This window comes from Lysinibacillus sp. FSL W7-1291, assembly GCF_038593415.1.
Taxonomy (GTDB): domain Bacteria; phylum Bacillota; class Bacilli; order Bacillales_A; family Planococcaceae; genus Lysinibacillus; species Lysinibacillus fusiformis_D.
The window spans coordinates 3,784,071-3,799,519 of record NZ_CP151994.1; the positions used below are offsets into that span (position 1 = coordinate 3,784,071).

15 protein-coding genes are annotated in these 15,449 nt (G+C 36.3%); 6 read left to right on the forward strand and 9 right to left on the reverse strand.

The window, feature by feature from the left end; translation table 11 throughout:
• Positions 1 to 4: 4 nt before the first annotated feature.
• On the reverse strand, positions 5 to 1,510 hold the full coding sequence (locus NST76_RS18340) for a coproporphyrinogen III oxidase (RefSeq protein WP_058843246.1): 1,506 nt from the start codon (positions 1,508 to 1,510) through the stop codon (positions 5 to 7).
• 173 nt (positions 1,511 to 1,683) lie between these two features.
• Here NST76_RS18340 and NST76_RS18345 point away from each other — a divergent pair, with 173 nt between their 5' ends.
• Positions 1,684 to 2,079: a hypothetical protein gene (locus NST76_RS18345; protein ID WP_036118100.1), complete on the forward strand. Its 396-nt coding sequence runs from the start codon at positions 1,684 to 1,686 to the stop codon at positions 2,077 to 2,079.
• A 256-nt stretch (positions 2,080 to 2,335) separates the two neighbouring features.
• Here the strand turns inward: NST76_RS18345 and NST76_RS18350 are convergent, their stop codons facing one another.
• From NST76_RS18350 to NST76_RS18365, 4 genes are all read right to left on the reverse strand, one after another.
• Positions 2,336 to 3,247, reverse strand: coding sequence for a copper amine oxidase N-terminal domain-containing protein (locus NST76_RS18350; protein ID WP_249645961.1), 912 nt, complete (start codon positions 3,245 to 3,247; stop codon positions 2,336 to 2,338).
• A gap of 629 nt (positions 3,248 to 3,876) precedes the next feature.
• Positions 3,877 to 4,539 (reverse strand): ribonuclease H family protein, encoded by a 663-nt coding sequence (locus tag NST76_RS18355; RefSeq protein ID WP_342544293.1) that lies wholly within the window; start codon positions 4,537 to 4,539, stop codon positions 3,877 to 3,879.
• A 147-nt stretch (positions 4,540 to 4,686) separates the two neighbouring features.
• Positions 4,687 to 5,034 (reverse strand): YlbF family regulator, encoded by a 348-nt coding sequence (locus tag NST76_RS18360; protein WP_036118573.1) that lies wholly within the window; start codon positions 5,032 to 5,034, stop codon positions 4,687 to 4,689.
• Positions 5,035 to 5,049: 15 nt separating this feature from the next.
• Positions 5,050 to 6,192 (reverse strand): DUF445 family protein, encoded by a 1,143-nt coding sequence (locus NST76_RS18365; protein WP_036118576.1) that lies wholly within the window; start codon positions 6,190 to 6,192, stop codon positions 5,050 to 5,052.
• A 213-nt stretch (positions 6,193 to 6,405) separates the two neighbouring features.
• Here NST76_RS18365 and NST76_RS18370 point away from each other — a divergent pair, with 213 nt between their 5' ends.
• The 4 genes from NST76_RS18370 (at position 6,406) to NST76_RS18385 (ending at position 10,058) form a co-directional block, all read left to right on the forward strand.
• A complete protein-coding gene (locus NST76_RS18370) occupies positions 6,406 to 6,609 on the forward strand; it encodes a YheE family protein (protein ID WP_058843243.1) in 204 nt (67 codons plus the stop codon).
• Positions 6,610 to 6,780: 171 nt separating this feature from the next.
• Positions 6,781 to 7,197 carry a hypothetical protein gene (locus tag NST76_RS18375; RefSeq protein WP_089933914.1) on the forward strand — a complete coding sequence of 139 codons (417 nt, stop codon included), beginning with the start codon at positions 6,781 to 6,783 and terminating at the stop codon, positions 7,195 to 7,197.
• Positions 7,198 to 7,640: 443 nt separating this feature from the next.
• Complete coding sequence (locus NST76_RS18380) at positions 7,641 to 8,960, forward strand: hemolysin family protein (protein ID WP_170829877.1); 1,320 nt, start codon at positions 7,641 to 7,643, stop codon at positions 8,958 to 8,960.
• Positions 8,961 to 9,149: 189 nt separating this feature from the next.
• The gene (locus NST76_RS18385) at positions 9,150 to 10,058 is read left to right on the forward strand and encodes a cation diffusion facilitator family transporter (RefSeq protein ID WP_089933916.1); all 909 of its coding nucleotides are present in this window, start codon (positions 9,150 to 9,152) and stop codon (positions 10,056 to 10,058) included.
• Between the two features lie 18 nt (positions 10,059 to 10,076).
• On the opposite strand, the gene NST76_RS18390 is transcribed toward NST76_RS18385, so the two are convergent.
• Together NST76_RS18390 and NST76_RS18395 are read right to left on the reverse strand one after the other, a co-directional pair.
• Entirely contained in the window at positions 10,077 to 10,820 is a 744-nt protein-coding gene (locus tag NST76_RS18390) for an effector binding domain-containing protein (protein WP_340812109.1), read from the reverse strand.
• A gap of 65 nt (positions 10,821 to 10,885) precedes the next feature.
• The gene (locus tag NST76_RS18395; RefSeq protein ID WP_036118592.1) at positions 10,886 to 11,812 is read right to left on the reverse strand and encodes a YafY family protein; all 927 of its coding nucleotides are present in this window, start codon (positions 11,810 to 11,812) and stop codon (positions 10,886 to 10,888) included.
• Positions 11,813 to 12,378: 566 nt separating this feature from the next.
• Between NST76_RS18395 and NST76_RS18400 the strand changes: the two genes are divergently transcribed.
• Positions 12,379 to 13,500, forward strand: a complete 1,122-nt coding sequence (locus tag NST76_RS18400) for a response regulator (protein ID WP_036118596.1) — start codon at positions 12,379 to 12,381, stop codon at positions 13,498 to 13,500.
• Between the two features lie 72 nt (positions 13,501 to 13,572).
• On the opposite strand, the gene NST76_RS18405 is transcribed toward NST76_RS18400, so the two are convergent.
• Both NST76_RS18405 and NST76_RS18410 read right to left on the reverse strand, forming a co-directional pair.
• Complete coding sequence (locus NST76_RS18405) at positions 13,573 to 14,220, reverse strand: response regulator transcription factor (RefSeq protein WP_036118599.1); 648 nt, start codon at positions 14,218 to 14,220, stop codon at positions 13,573 to 13,575.
• A 12-nt stretch (positions 14,221 to 14,232) separates the two neighbouring features.
• A complete protein-coding gene (locus NST76_RS18410; protein WP_036118602.1) occupies positions 14,233 to 15,348 on the reverse strand; it encodes a GAF domain-containing sensor histidine kinase in 1,116 nt (371 codons plus the stop codon).
• Positions 15,349 to 15,449: the final 101 nt, after the last annotated feature.

Consider the following 15,449-nt stretch of genomic DNA (forward strand, 5'->3'; position numbering starts at 1 on the left):
ACCTTTATGCTTTATATAATTCATCTAAAAACTCTATTTTTTTCCCAATAGCCTCTTCAAAGGTCATAATATAGGCTGCTGGATCTTTCGGATTGTGGAATTGCGTAATTCTTCCTGTCTCAGGATGAACAAATTTAGAGGATGCTCCACAGCCAATCCCTAAGATTGTCTGCACCTCTTCCATAATCACAATATTGTAGATACTTTCTTCACCAGCCTTACTATAGCCGACATTTTCTAAATTACCTAAAATATTTTTTTGACGGTATAAATAATATGGAACATAGTCATTTTCTTTAGTCCAAACCTGTGCCATTTCCATCATTTCGGCCACTGTATCGCGATCCGCTACTTTGTATTTATCCTTATTACGTGTCATCTCTGACGCTCGTTTAAATGATAGCGTATGAACCGTTAATGATTCTGGCTGCATCTTAGCAGATTCTTCTAAAGAATGCTGGAACTCGTCTACCCCTTCATTCGGTAATCCAATAATGAGATCCATATTAATATTGTTCATACCTGATTCTCGTGCAAGCCAAAACTTATCAATGGTTTCCTGAACCGTATGATGACGACCAATTGCTTTTAATGTTTCATCTGTATATGATTGCGGGTTAACGCTAATACGATCAATGCCCCATTTTTTTAGTACCTCTAATTTTTCAGGTGTGATTGTATCTGGTCTGCCGGCTTCAACAGTCACCTCTCGAATTGTTTCGGGATTTGGGAAAGACTCATACATTGTTTGATATAAGGCGTCCATTTCATCTGCCTCAATTGAAGTTGGTGTGCCGCCTCCCCAATAGATAGAGGTGATTTTCATATTATTGTCCTTTAACCATTTGCCCATTTCGCGCAACTCAATATGCAAGCCATCTAAAAAGGTTGCCACACGACCTTGCTTACGGTTACTACCAATCGCATAGGCTGGGAAAGTACAATACGCGCACTTCGTCGGACAGAATGGAATGCCGATATAAACACTAATCTCTTGCCCAATCTCATCTATATCAGGAATGGTTACTAATTGTCGTTCCACAATTTCCTTTAATAGTGCCACCTTGTCCTCTGATAAACGGAAATCTCGAATCAAAAGATCAGCAATCTCTTGTTCACTTTTCCCTTCTTTTCTAAATTTATGATAAAGCTTTGTTGGGCGCACACCTGTTAAAATCCCCCATTGCTGATGCATCCCCGTATGCTGCTCAAGCACATTTAAAAATACATGTGATAATGCACGTTTCATCCGAATATTTAGCTCACGATCAGTCGCTGCTGATTCATATTGAATGCTATATTCATTTGTATATTGCTGTCCATCTACAGTCAATACGGCTTTTGTAGAAATGGAAAAATCGTCCCCAGTCTGATAGTCAAATGATGCAGACATATCTGCTCCCTCTGGTTCTACCTTCAGCTTGGAATCCTCAAAAAATAAATTCGCTATATGATTTAATACCCTTATCCAATCTTCAGGATATTTTTGATCTATGTGAATAATTTTCATCTTGTTTCGCTCTCTTCTTTTCTTATTCCAGATATAGTGCAGATTTAAGTTTAACAAATTTCTATGTCTTTAAGCAAAGTAACAATTATAATCCTAAAATAACAGAATATTCTGTTTTTAAATAAACAAACTATTTCTTTATCATTATAATTTTTAAAAAGGTGGTGTTGATAGTGTTTATTTTAAAAAATAGCAACCGAATAGACATTTCTCGCTTTATACATCAAATAGAAATAACATTTCACCAGTTTGACTTAGAACGTTGTGATGAAAAAACATTATATGTAACGGTTTTATTTAGATATGGCACACATCATGTTCTTTGTGATTTTATCTATATAATCAACCAACAAGACATTTATGGTGCCATCTCTATCAATGAGCACTATGAAAAAGCAAGAGAATTTATTCAACAACACTCCCAGCAATTTTTACTGTATTCAGATGAAATGACATTAGCCAAAAATTTTATGAATACAGTGTCTTTTAAGCAATGTCTTCAACAATTTGCAAAAAGGTATCCTACCTATGCTTCCTTGAAAAACTACTATCCCATAGCAATAGCATAATGACCACAAATGAAAAGAGTATGCCAAAAACTTTCGGCATACTCTCCTAGTGTTAAAAAACAAACAATAAACTTTCGAAAAAGGCTTTTCGTTTTAGGCCACTTACTTGCTGCTTTTACGCCGAACAAAATCAGTTTCGCCGTCTCGCTATCCTCCCAGAGTCGGACGTCCATGGAAAGGACGTTGGCGGAGCGAAAATCAACCTTTTGCCTTGGTCAAAAAGACTTTTTCAGCTATTGATATCATCTTTAATCTTTTATTTTAAATATTCTTCAACAAATTCAACCGGTACATAGGTTTTTGTGTCTTTCAGTGTTGGTGCTACTTTTAGTGTGCGTAATGCTTTATTATAGCCAAATGTTGTTTCTCCACGCGTCAATGTGTAAGACATATTTCCCTTTGTAAGAATAGCCCCTTTACCAGTTGAGTCCACTTTGAAGCCAAGCTTTTCAGCAATTATACGTAATGGCACCATTTTTGTACCAGCTACTTCGTAAGAGTCTGATGTGATAATTTTATCAATTTCTTCATTTACTGGATTCGTCGTAGTTGCGGGATAATCATCCAGTACAATCACTTTAGATGGTGTTGTTTGTGCTGGAATACTTTTAGTAGAGGCTGTATAGAAAACAACTAGGTGCTTCTCTGTTAAATCTTTAGCCTCTACTTTTTCACTTTTTGCGTTTAATAGCTCTGTTTCATTACCGATATTTAGTTTTAACATATCATACGTATTCGTTAAATCCTCAAAGAAATAATCAACTTCAACAAAGCCAACTTCTTCTGATTCTACAATGACAACCTCAGGATTGAATTGTGGTGGATAAATATATTTTTGAGGCTTGTTGGCAAATGTATAAGCGATTACTTTATCTCCTTTTTGAAGATCCACTTTCTTACCTGTATTGTCAAACACAAGAGTATCTTTCGTCATTTCTAATACATTTATTTGCTCGCCGTCTTTTACAGTGTAGTATGTAATGTTTTCTCCAACACGAACATCTTCCACAGTACCACGCGTATTATTGAAAATGTGTACTGGATCTATTTGAATTTGTGGTACTTCTGCTTCTGTAGCATGCTGCTCATTTGCTGAAGCTACTGGCACTATGGCACTTCCAAATAATAATGCAGTCATTGCCACTGGTGCTAACTTTTTCATGTTCATAAAAATCTCTCCTTATTGTTTGGGTTCAAAGGAGTAGTAGCTTTAAAATGGGAAAAGTTTCATCATAAGCAGAGAAATTTATGAAAAAAGGTGATGTCATCAGCAGAAACAGCCATTTTGAAAGGCGATGGTTGATGTCCGTTCTGCCATTGTTCTTTCCAGGGGGCATTCGATGAGCAAGCTTCACTCACTGCGTTCACTCCAATCAACCATGTACAAAAGTGTCTTTTCCTTATCTTTCATACGAGCCGTAGTGAAAATAACTCATTATTTTTTATGAGTAGAGAAAGGATAGTCTCTTATTGTCAATGTGGAGAAGCGATAAGTGACACCCCCTCCAGAAAGAGTAGTGAATACCTTCTCTTTATTTCAAAACCTTTACTAAAGTGAATACTTCACTTTATTTCAAAACCTTTGCTAAAGTGAATACTTCACTTTATTACAAAACCTTTGCTAACAAGAAACATTTTTATGAATTGAAGTGGAAGGCTACTTCACTCCCGATCACCCACAGGAAAGCAAGTAGCCTGCAACGGAAATCCATGTTCACCTTTTGCAAAAATTCTATGGATGGTTTTGTTTTTCAACACTATGAAGAGGTAACAGTCACTACTGCCTCCTCTTCTTCGTTAGTCTTTTACAATCTCTCTCAAGCCCGTAATATTTATACCATTTAACGCTTGTGTAGCAAGACGATCCGCTTCAGCATTATCCTTACGGGAGACCAGCTGATATTCCGGTTGAATGTTAAACTGCTCTAGCTTGGCATCGATTTTATCTGCCCAGCTTGCTAACTCCTTTTCTAAAGCAGGCCATTCCCCATTTAACTGATTGATGACTACTTGCGAATCTCCTATAATTTTCACAGGCAAATGGTGAACATTTAACAATTCCAGCTCCACTAAACCTAAATAAAGTGCCGCATACTCTGCTTCATTGTTTGATTTTAGTTCAGACGAAAAGGCATTTTTTCTTAATCGGAAAGGTTTACCATTTTGTTCATAATAAATGGCACAGCCTAACCCTGCCTGCCTTGTCCCAAGGTCAAACCCACCATCAAAATAGACAGTAATATTATGCGGCTCCGTCTCTATTTCCTTTAAATAGGCTTTTAGCTCTTTCAGTGACCAATTGGTATCTTGCCGATCTATGCAATGTAACGATTTTACTCTTCCCGTTCTTTCCATATCCTCTGCTAGAAATAATGCTTGAGCAGCAGGCATTTCAGCTGAACGTAAAACAGTTGTTGCTCCTTTTGGTGTTTTATAAGTCCATTCAATGATGACATGCATAATCATAACCTCCGATACTCCCTGACTTATACATAAAGTAAAAACGTGTACCGACCACTTGCGGATACACGTTTTCTTCTTACTTGTTATATGTGCAATTCCGAGGACAATTATTCCTTTTTAAATTGCGACTTATCACATTTTTATTTATTGAATTCCTTCGTATAAACCTTGAATAGGTTTTATTAAAATGCGATTCACTTCTTCGATTACTTTACTTAACTTCATTTCTGACTCAAGCATCGTTGAGATTTTTTCATTTTGCTGTGCAAGCTGTGCTGCTTTTTGTGCATAGACAAGCTCATCTTCCAGTATATCCTCACCTGCTAATTGTTTTTTCTGTAAATCAATTTGGATTTTACGGAAGTTTTTAAAGACATTTAATGCCTCTTCATCATTCTTTACAACTTCAACTGCAGCTTTTAAAGCTTCAAACTCAGGAATCTTCCGAAAAGTTGCCTCTAACGCATTAATGTCATTATAAATATTAATCATTCATACATTCTCCTTTTAAATAAAGTAAACAATTAAACCTTGCACAATCCCAATCAATCCACCAAGAACTGCACCTAATACGGTAATCATTTTAAACTCACGTTTTGAAATACCTAATACAAGCTCCTCTAATTTTTCTACTGGGAAAGAGTCTACCTGCTCTCTAACAACCTCTTGTAAGTTTAAACGTTTTAGTACATCCTCAAGTTTTTCCTCAGCTTTCACAAAAGCTTTTTCTATAGCTTGTGGAATCACCGTATACTTCGCCCACTCATTTCCTTCAGGCCAGTAATAAGAAATCGGTTGATTTAAACGTTCAGCGATTGCTAATTGCTCTTTCACGTACACTTGTAATTTCGATAAAATTGGTTCAAATTGAACGTCTTGTAAAAAGTCCATTGCTGGTCGATCTTTTAATTTTTCCAATTCCTGTGTAAATATTTTTGTTAGTAATGTTGACGTTCCTGGCGCTTGTAAAAACTTCACAAGCTCACGTTGAACTTTACCAACAAGTGAGGAGGAATCACCTAAAAACATATTGATCATGCCACCAAGAGAGCCTTTTGATGATAAAAAATCATCAATCATTGCCTTGATTGTCATTTCGCCTTCTGGTGATAAAAAGTAATCCTCACCTTTTTCTAAAATATGATGAACCGCTACAGGAATTTTAGCATCAATCGTATTTTGAATATCATCAGATAGCAGAGAACGAATTGATTTTGTTGATAGTGTATTCTTTACTGCCGAAAATTGTCCCTCAACTATCGCTTCAACCTTCTGCTCAATGGTAGCTGACAGTTGCGAAAATCCTGCTAAGTTTAGCCAATCCTGAATGGTTTTATCGTTTGTAAAGACTGTCTCTTCAACCTTTGCTTGCACAAATTGTTCTACTTTGTCCTGAATATCTTTTGAGAAAAATTTCTTTCTAAATGTTTCAGGCGTTAATAAGTAATTTACTACTGTGAGACCTAGCTGTTTTGCTAATTCATCACGTCGTTTTGGAATAAGACCTGGCGTAAACGGTAATCGCCAGTTTTTAATATATATTGCTTTATGTGGACGAAAAAGCATTTTAATGGCCAGATGATTTGTTACGCCACCAATTGCCGCCCCAATAATCGCCATAAAAAGTAATGTCACGATAAAATTATCCATTAGTATCCTCTCATTTCAATTGTATTCACGATTGGCGTATTTTGTCGCCTTCTGCACTCATTATAGCAGAGCAATGATTTTCTACGAAAGAAATATCCTCTTTAGAATTTCCAATCTTATGCTATTAACTTCTATCCTAAAAGCGAATAGTTGCAAAATTACCATTATCCTTGAATAATATGAACTACATACAATAGAAACGAGGTTTAGATGATGATTCAGCATTTCAGTTTTAAACCATTATTTGACAATGCCCAAATTCCTGGGTGGGCTATTTCATTTTTTTATCAACGACAACGATATCAGGCTGAATATATAAAGGATGGGACAATTCAATGGATAGGACCAATTCCACCAAACGAAGAGGATGTTAAAAAAATGATACATGAACTCATGCTGTTCCACGTATACGACTAAAAAAGTAGTCATTTTTTCGTAATAATTCCGCATAAAACTACCTATATTTACTAACTAATAGCACGTCCTTTAAGCTAATTATGTTGATTCATGTTGAAATTTGTATATTTTTCTTATACATTTATGGTATCAGCTTAATAGTAAATGTTTTTTATGCAGGGGGCCATTTCAATGAGTAAAGTCACACTTTCGGATGACTTAAACAGCTATAATTCAAAAGCATTAATTCGTACAAAAGTAAAAGAATTTTTTTCAGAATTTTCAACCAAAATATTCGAACTAACCGATGAAGCAGGTACTATGAATAGTAAAAAATTCGAAGAACTTTCTGGCTATAAAAGCGACTTCTACAATGAATATTGCAGTCAATTAAAGGGCTTTTTTGATTCTTCTACTAGCTCTTTCGGGAAGAAATCAAGTAAAATGTTCTATTTAACGTATAATGGAAAAAATTATGTATTAACACAGCAGGGCATTACAGAAAAAGCACCTGTATCTATTGCTCCCTTCACAGGCGTAATACCTAGTAAGGAAACCGTTCATGATGTTGAAAAGGCATGTTTAAAATTACGGTTCCAACAAGAATAACCGAGTAAAAAATGGCAATATTTTTTTGCATAGAAAAGGGGAGTCTCAAATAATCGAGACTCCCCTTTTAGCTATAAAAAATAATTCATTTAAAAAAATCCGCAAGCTAAAGCACTCTTGAGATTTTTTGACGTGTCGTAATATATGAGATGCAAAATGCTTCTTTCCCTAAACAAACTATCTTTGCTCTTTTTAAAGTTAGCATATAGCTATGGCAATTACAATCTTTTGGTATTTGAATCTAGTTACTTTTTTCAAAAAGGTACTGGAAAAACTAGCGAAAAAATCGTTGTCAATATTTGTGTTTTTCTTTTAAATAATTTATTATTGAGACATCCAACAATTTTTTAAATCATAGGAGGTGTACACTTTGTTTACTTCCCTCATTCGGGCGGGAACAAAGGAATTATTTGGACGGAGACATATTGGAGATAACCATTAGGTTGGCGGCATTCGCCCTACTAATTATAATGACAGGATTTTTCGTTGCAACTGAATTTGCAATCGTAAAAGTGAGATCTACCCGCATTGATCAATTGCTCGCAGAAGGGCATAAGAAAGCGAAAAATGCAAAACGAGTTGTTTCAGATTTAGATGAGTATTTATCTGCGTGTCAGTTAGGTATTACCATCACTGCACTTGGTTTAGGTTGGTTAGGTGAACCTACATTCGAAATCATTTTACACCCAGTGTTTGAATTTCTAAATTTGAATGGTAGTATTACATCTATCCTTTCATTCATACTTGCATTCTCAATCGTAACGTTTATGCATGTTGTTATTGGGGAATTGGCGCCAAAAACATTAGCCATCCAAAAAGCAGAATTTGTCACATTAAACTTGTCTGGCCCATTAATTTTATTCCACAATATTACGTATCCAATCATTAAGTTATTAAACGGATCTGCCCGTGGTTTAACTGGTCTTTTCGGCTTAAAAATGATGTCAGAATCAGAAGTAGCCCATACAGAGGAAGAGCTGCGAATGATTTTGTCGGATAGTTTAAAAGGTGGAGAAATTAATAACTCAGAATATGAATATGTTAACAGTATTTTTGAGTTCTCAGATCGTCTTGCAAAAGAAATTATGGTTCCTCGGACTGAAATTGTCGGCATTGAAAAAGAGCTAACAATTAAAGAAGTGTTCGATTTAATGGGTGTCGAGCAGTATACTCGTTATCCAATTCTTGATGGGGATAAAGACCATATTATCGGCTTAGTCAACATGAAGCATTTGTTAACCGCTTACATTAAAGACTCCAAAAATGGTGATAAGCCTGTTATGGACTATATGCAACCGATTATTCGAGTGATGGAAACAACGCAAATTAACGATTTGTTACTAAAAATTCAACGTGAACGTATTCATATGGCCATTTTAATGGATGAATATGGCGGAACATCTGGTCTAGTGACGATTGAAGATATTATTGAGGAAATTGTCGGCGATATTCAAGACGAATTCGATGAAGATGAAATCCCAGAAGTACAGGAAATTGCAGAAAATCATTTTATTTTAAATGCTAAGATGCTTCTTGAAAATGTAAATGATATACTAGGTACTGACATAGAAGATGATGATATTGATACGATCGGCGGTTGGTTCATGACGAAGCGTTTTGATGCAGTCGAAGGAGACAGTATTCAGGAGCAAGGTTTTGAATTTATCGCAAAAGAATTAGATGGGCACCATATTTTATACTTAGAAGTTCTGAAATTACCTGAAAGTGATTTATCAAATGAATTTGACGCAGTCATGGACTGAAATTGAATTGCCTCGTTGTACTTGTCATGGTATTATTGAAATCACGCTTGTATAATCCGAGCTATAAATATGGTCTTTCCTTCACATCTTATAGATGGGAGCAAATACCGTAATAAATAGATCAAACGACTCCCTTTTTAAGAGGGAGTCGTTTTCTAATGTCCGAAAGTTTTGCGAGGAGGAAACAAAATGGAGCTCTATACAAATTTACGGCAAGGGGAAAAAGGTGCTTGGCTATCCATTGGTACATATCTAATCCTAAGCTCTACCAAACTTACTATTGGCTACATTGGTACATCAGAAGCATTAAAAGCAGATGGTTTAAACAATACCACGGATATCATCGCCTCCATCGCCGTACTGATTGGATTACGCATTGCTCAAAGACCGCCTGATTCTAACCACCAATACGGACATTTACGTGCTGAAACGGTTGCCTCTTTAGTTGCATCATTCATTATGCTTGTAGTCGGTCTCCAAGTACTTATTAATTCTTTACAAAATTTATGGCAGCCAACTGGTACAACACCTTCCCTGTTAACTGCTTATGTAGCAATCGGTAGTGCCGTTGTCATGTATGTCGTTTATCGCTATAATTTGGCACTATCTAAAAAAATTAAAAGTGCCGCTGTTAAGGCAGCAGCATTTGATAATCGCTCGGATGCCCTTGTCAGTATCGGCACAGCCATCGGTATTTTTGGAGCTATTTTTGGCTTTCCGATCATCGATTCTCTGACAGCCCTCATTGTTGCCTTTTTAATTATTAAAACAGCAGTAGAAATCTTCTGGGAAGCTGTTCAAAGTCTGACAGATGCATTTGATATTGATGAAGTGGAGACATTATCGGTCTTAATCCGTAATGTGGATGGTGTAATCGAGCTCTTGGACTTTAAAGGGCGTGCACATGGAAATATGTACTTCATCGACATAACGGTTACCGTTGACCCTTATTTAAATGTTTTTGAAAGTCACCGCATTACTGAAGAAATTGAGCATACCATTATGCGCGAAAATCGCTTTTGTCAGGTTCTTGTGCATATCGAGCCCCATGTAGAATTGATTCCTCCACAAAACGACGACAAGTCTCCTACCAATTGATTGGTAGGAGACTTGTTTTTATTTAATGGCGATATAAATATCTACCTGTGCTTCTTGTGGATTAGCGCATCGTTCATCATACAATTCAAAATCCCCTGTATATGTTCGTTCAACTGTAGCATTTGCAAACCATGCCCAAATCTCTTGCCAAGCTTGGATAACAACCTCTGGCAAGCTTCCTTTCTCAGATGTAAAAACTAAATATTTAGCTGTTGGCATCGTTTTAACGACTAAACCAGCTGGTGTTTCATCATCATTGCTTGACACTTCTACACCTAGTGTAACGGCGTAATCTCCATTCACATCCGTCTCATAGTCTGAATACAAACCATAAATATTGTTATTTTTACGTTCAGCTATTTGGCCTGAAATATTTTGTTGGTAAAAGTGATCCCATAATTGTGGGATTTTAGCTTGTGCTGTCATTTCATTTGCATTACTTGTTTGAGCTGAAATTCCTATGATTTGAAAGGACTCCAATTCCACCATTTTTGGCTCTTTCCATTCATCTTTTCTCCATCGTTTTAAACTTGGTAAAAAGGATGTCAGCATATGACGTGCCTCATTTTCAGGCATACCATCTTCCTGAAGATGTGGTACGCATATTTCGATCATTTCTTTCACTGTTAATTGAGGTTGTTTAAACTCTCCTCCCTCATAACAATATGTACAATACTCCTGACTTTTGTGCCCTTCTTTTTCACTACCTAATAATGCCTCATCTACTAATGGCATACCACAGCTTTGACAATAGCTTTGCATCGTCATTCCACCTTTCGCTTTATTTGTTCTTACTATAGCAAAGGAAACCTGACAGCTGTATGTCATCAATTGTCTTGATTTTTATATAAAAGGACAATTTCTTGTGCGCGTTTTTGGATAATATCTCTTATATATAGCGGTTCTATGATTTTTATACGATGACCAAAGCTAAGCAAGAAGCCATAAAGCCATTCATCCTCTGGTATGGCAATATTAATGATAGACTGCTCATGATCTATATACTCTGCTCCAAAAGATTCCTCCACCAATGTTGTGATGGCTTTATCAAAAAAAATAACTAAATTGACGACGTTTTGTGGTTGATGCCATTTTTTCCCCCATGGCAGCTCACTTAAATTCACTTCCTTACGCTCAAAGATAGTCTCCTCTTGCAATAAATTCTTGATTCTCGCAAGTTTAAATAAACGAAAGTCCTTTCTTAATGTGCAATAGGCATATAAATACCAGGTCTTTCCTTTCTGAACAATTGTATGAGGTTCAACTATCCGACTTGTTTGTTCACCATGCGTAGTAGAATAGTAAAAGCTTACACAATGCATGCTCTCTATTGCATTCTTTAATGTCGTCATATGCTCTTTAAAAAGAACGTTCGGCCCCCAAGGACTAAAATCTACAAAAAGGTGATCCATAGATTGTTTGACCTGGTCATCAGCAATACATGTTAATTTTTCAAGAACTGCTTCAGCGTGCGAATCCTCATAGGTAGTCAAGGCACTTTTAATAGCTGTAGAAAGTGAAATAAGCTCATCCTTCGTCAACACTTGTTTATCAACACGGTAACCCTCCATTAAATGAATGCCACCATTCACACCTTGTTGACTAATAACAGGGATACCTGCACAGCTAAGTGTTTCAATATCTCGATAAATCGTCCGAACGGATACATTAAATAGCTCCGCTAGTTCTTGTGCCTTAACTTTTTTTCGATTGATTAAAATCATCGTCATTGTTAGCAGACGTTCTAATTTCATAGCGAAATCCTCCTCCATCCATATCCCATAATTCCTATACAACTTTTTGTTTCAATTACTAACAACCTATCTTTTTAAGTATTTTTTAAGTACTTTTTGAGTTTTATTTAAGACAAATGTACTATAATAACGCCTGATTAATTATTACAATGATTATACTATTTTTACAATATAAGAAAATACAATGCTTTGGCTACATGTCCAGCTTTTATTTCCCAATACGATGCTATTTCATTTTTTTATAAGAATAGTTTAATAATAAACGCCTAAACAATTATTTCAATTCTCTTACACAACATAAAAAACTTTTATCTTCTATATAATGAACGGCGAATACTTTCTATGAAGGGATTTGACGTGGTGTGTGACAATATACTACAGGATTCTTTGACTCTCGCCTGTGAAAATCCTACAACATTGATTGCTTTTTTCTAGTATCAAATTTTTAATAGAAAAGTTACGTGATGTTCACTTTTCTTGCCCTTCACTCTATATAGGAAGCCTTTCACCAAAAATGAACTAGAGTTTAATCGTTATCAATTTAATTGTAAAAAGGAGAGTTTGATATGATTCGAGCCGTTTTAATAGACAATGAACCTTTAGCTTTACACTATTTTCAAAATAAACTACATGCCTTTCAACAAATACAGGTTATTCAAACCTTTACAAGTGTCGAAGTTTTTCTGAATGAGCTGCCTAATTTAGAGTTTGAGGTTATCTTTTTAGAGGTAAAACTCCAAGAATTATCTGGACTTGAAGTAGCTGATATTATCAAAACGGAACGTCCACAAGTGAGCGTAATTTTTATTACCTCCTATCATGAATTTGCGTTACAAGCCTATGAGATTGGTGGTCTGGACTATTTATTAAAGCCTATCAGTCCTGCTCGTTTAGAAAAAACGGTAGCTCGCATTGAGCATGAATATTCTATCCAGCAAATGCTTCAGCAAGCTACGCAAACTGTGTTAAACGTACAATGCTTTGATCAATTCGCAGTCTATAGCAATAATAGCTTAGTGGCTTTTAAAACAGAAAAGACGAAGGAATTATTTGCTTACTTTATTTTGCACCCAAACATACCGATTCATCGGGATTACTTAATTGAAATTCTATGGCCAGATTTAGACTATGTACGAGCTAAATCTAATCTCCATACCGCTCTTTCTTATTTAAGAAAGACTTTGAATATGATCGGCTATGAAAACTGTATCGTCTTTTCAAATAAATACTATATCTTTGAGAAACCAACTATTGTGTGTGATCTATATGATTTTCAAAAACTTCATGAAGATTTTTCACGCTTGGAGTTTCCCTCCATATCTTTGATTAATCAATGTCTTTCTATTTATAAAAATGGCCTCTTTGTATTCGATGATTATGAGTGGTCAACTGCCGCTAAAGATAGATTAACGAAATCATACATAGAGTTATTAGAGAAGGGGTTTCAAACAACGTTTCTTTCTGATACTGAGAAGGCTCTTGAATTTCTACATGCTTTATTTGAGTATGACCCTTACAATGAACAAAAGCTTGAACATTATTTATACACGTTGACTCAGGCAGGGCTTCACGAACAAGCTTATAAAATTTTTCAAACATATAAACAAAAGCTTCAGGAAGATTTAGCACTGACACCAAGTGCTACCTTATTAGAGATTTCCCAAAAATTATTTGTTCAATATAAATAATGTAAAAACGGCGAGTACTACTTTGTTTTGTAGTAGCTCGCCTTATATTTTTGTACGTATTTTGAAACATGTTTAAATACCGCTACCCTCTGTTAGACCATGCTTCACCGCATATAGTGCTGCTTGTGTACGGTCTTGCACTTGTAGCTTTGTAAAGATATTGGAAATATGCGTTTTCACTGTTTTTTCTGTGACAAAAAGTGAGGATGCAATTTCTCGATTACTCTTTCCTTTTGTCAGCTCTGCAAGCACATCTTGTTCACGAGGTGTTAGTGGATTTAATAAATGTGGTGCATTTTGTGACTCTTGACGATCCATTTCAAGCGTTGTCGTTGCTTCTGGATGCAATGTATTTTCGCCACGCATAATACGACGAATGGATAAGACCAATTCATCTGGCTCAATATCTTTTAACTGATAGCCTGCTGCTCCCGCCTCCATTGCTGGAACTACATGATCTCGATCCGAAAAACTAGTCAGCATTAGAATTTCTATTTGTGGAAATTTTGCTTTGATGCGTTTTGTTGCCTGAATGCCGTCCATCTCAGGCATCACTAAATCCATTAAGATAATATCTGGTTGAATGCTTTCTGCTAATGATACAGCTTCATGCCCATTTTTCGCCTCTCCCACAACCTCAATATCCTTTTGTGTCTTTAAAAAAAACAATAGTCCTCGACGCACCACATGATGATCGTCTGCAATTAATACACGTATCATGTTCTCTCCCCCTTAATATGGCAAGCGGATGAGCAGCTCCGTACCTTTGCCAATTTCACTTACCCAGTCAGCAGTGCCACCTACTGATTTTGCACGATCCTTGATGGATTGTAAGCCCATTGAAAGCAGCTTTGTATTATTGTCGATGACAAAGCCTCGTCCCTCATCTCGAATCACCAATAAAATATCTGTTGATGTAACCGTAATATACAAGGCTGCTTCTAGCACCCCTGCATGACGACGCACATTATTGAGCGCCTCTTGTGCTACACGAAATAATGTTTCTTCAATACGAGAGGGGAATTGCAGTACACCTGAAACCATAACATGTAGCTTTAAGCCAAGCATTTCAGCGTATACTTTAATGGCTTCAAGTAAACCATTTTCTAATCCCTTCGGTCGCAATTGCCAAATCAGCGCACGCATTTCTGTTAGTGCATCTTGTGTTAAATGCTGGATCTCTTTAAATGTTTCTTTCACATCACAATCATCCGTCATCTCAATACCAGCTCTCGCTGTCAACGTAACAGAAAATAGTAGTTGATTAACGGAATCATGTAGGTCACGTGCTAGACGGTTACGCTCCTTCACAAGTGCCATTTCTTGCTCCTGCTTTGTCAGTAAAATTCGCTTAATAGCTGAACCCATCTGAAAAGCAACAGATTCTAATAAAGCTAGATCCTCCTCTGAAAAGCGTACAGTGTCCTTGGATGCAACATTTAATACACCAAAACGTTCTTGTCCAGATTGAAGGGGTACCGTGGCATGATGTGTAATTCCTTCATGATCGCCAACATTTGCTGCAATGGCACTTTCAATTCGCTGACACTCAATTATATTGGAGGCTTTTTTTAGCTCTTCATTGCGATAACGGGAGACGCACCAACAGCCACCCTTGTTTAAATAATGACAATTATTAAATTCCAATGCCTCTGGTAGATTTTCATGGACAACAAGCTCTGAGCGTCCTTTTGCATCAATAAAAAAAATCCAGCCTGTTTCAAATTTAGTGCCATTTAAAAATTTGATGAGTGCACCTTTTAGCATTGTGACAATTTCAGTTTCTTCATTTAATAGTTCAGCAATTTCCTTTAAAATACTAATATTGGAATGCTCATTCTCCCTCACGAAAACACCTCTTCTTTAGCATTACTACTGTTAATGATACCATTAAGGGATTGGAGACGTCTGCTTGAGTCGTTCATACTTTAGACTGAAATTCATAACAT

What these genes read in the sequence shown, in the direction of transcription:
- NST76_RS18340 (WP_058843246.1), bottom strand. Translation starts at nt 1,510, where the DNA reads ATGAAAATTATTCACATAGATCAAAAATATCCTGAAGATTGGATAAGG.
- NST76_RS18350 (WP_249645961.1), bottom strand. Translation starts at nt 3,247, where the DNA reads ATGAACATGAAAAAGTTAGCACCAGTGGCAATGACTGCATTATTATTT.
- NST76_RS18355 (WP_342544293.1), bottom strand. Translation starts at nt 4,539, where the DNA reads ATGCATGTCATCATTGAATGGACTTATAAAACACCAAAAGGAGCAACA.
- NST76_RS18360 (WP_036118573.1), bottom strand. Translation starts at nt 5,034, where the DNA reads ATGATTAATATTTATAATGACATTAATGCGTTAGAGGCAACTTTTCGG.
- NST76_RS18365 (WP_036118576.1), bottom strand. Translation starts at nt 6,192, where the DNA reads ATGGATAATTTTATCGTGACATTACTTTTTATGGCGATTATTGGGGCG.
- NST76_RS18370 (WP_058843243.1), top strand. Translation starts at nt 6,406, where the DNA reads ATGATTCAGCATTTCAGTTTTAAACCATTATTTGACAATGCCCAAATT.
- NST76_RS18375 (WP_089933914.1), top strand. Translation starts at nt 6,781, where the DNA reads ATGAGTAAAGTCACACTTTCGGATGACTTAAACAGCTATAATTCAAAA.
- NST76_RS18385 (WP_089933916.1), top strand. Translation starts at nt 9,150, where the DNA reads ATGGAGCTCTATACAAATTTACGGCAAGGGGAAAAAGGTGCTTGGCTA.
- NST76_RS18390 (WP_340812109.1), bottom strand. Translation starts at nt 10,820, where the DNA reads ATGCAAAGCTATTGTCAAAGCTGTGGTATGCCATTAGTAGATGAGGCA.
- NST76_RS18395 (WP_036118592.1), bottom strand. Translation starts at nt 11,812, where the DNA reads ATGAAATTAGAACGTCTGCTAACAATGACGATGATTTTAATCAATCGA.
- NST76_RS18400 (WP_036118596.1), top strand. Translation starts at nt 12,379, where the DNA reads ATGATTCGAGCCGTTTTAATAGACAATGAACCTTTAGCTTTACACTAT.
- NST76_RS18405 (WP_036118599.1), bottom strand. Translation starts at nt 14,220, where the DNA reads ATGATACGTGTATTAATTGCAGACGATCATCATGTGGTGCGTCGAGGA.